Origin of the sequence: Collinsella sp. AM24-1, assembly GCF_003470325.1 — a bacterium.
Taxonomy (GTDB): domain Bacteria; phylum Actinomycetota; class Coriobacteriia; order Coriobacteriales; family Coriobacteriaceae; genus Collinsella.
On record NZ_QRHM01000053.1, the window covers coordinates 1,061 to 1,558 of the forward strand.

Consider the following 498-nt stretch of genomic DNA (forward strand, 5'->3'; position numbering starts at 1 on the left):
GTGGGCGGCGGCGAGGTCCCTGAGCCCCTCGATCTCGGGGGACGGCACCCATACCGGGGTGACGTCGTGCGACAGTATCGCCTTGGCCATCCTGGCCGCGTCGTTGCGGTCGTTCTTGGACGAGAGGTCGGCGGCCGACCTCGGGACCTTGGAGACGGCCGCGACGACGCAGTCGACGCCGAGCCCGGAGAGCTCCCTTTGCGGGGCGAAGCCGAGGTAGCCGCTCTCGTAGGCGGCGAGCGACGGGCCGGGGAAGCCCGACATCCACTCCGCGACCTCGCCCCAGGGGTTGCCGCGGAACCTCCTCGTCACGGCCTCGCCCGTCTCCGCGTCGAGCGCGCAGACGGTGGTGGACCTGAGGTGTACGTCCATTCCGAAGGCGGTAGAATATCTAGGCACGGGAGCCTCCCAACCTCGTTGCGGCGCGGCTGCGCCTCTGGCACTTCAACAACATTGTCGCAGCCCCGACCCGCGGTCACGAGCGGGGGCTCCTGTCGT

1 protein-coding gene is annotated in these 498 nt (G+C 70.1%); it reads right to left on the reverse strand.

What is annotated here, in order from left to right; translation table 11 throughout:
- Window positions 1-399 (reverse strand): transposase (locus DW661_RS10195; RefSeq protein ID WP_199584902.1); only part of this gene is annotated, 399 nt, incomplete at its 3' end.
- Window positions 400-498: the final 99 nt, after the last annotated feature.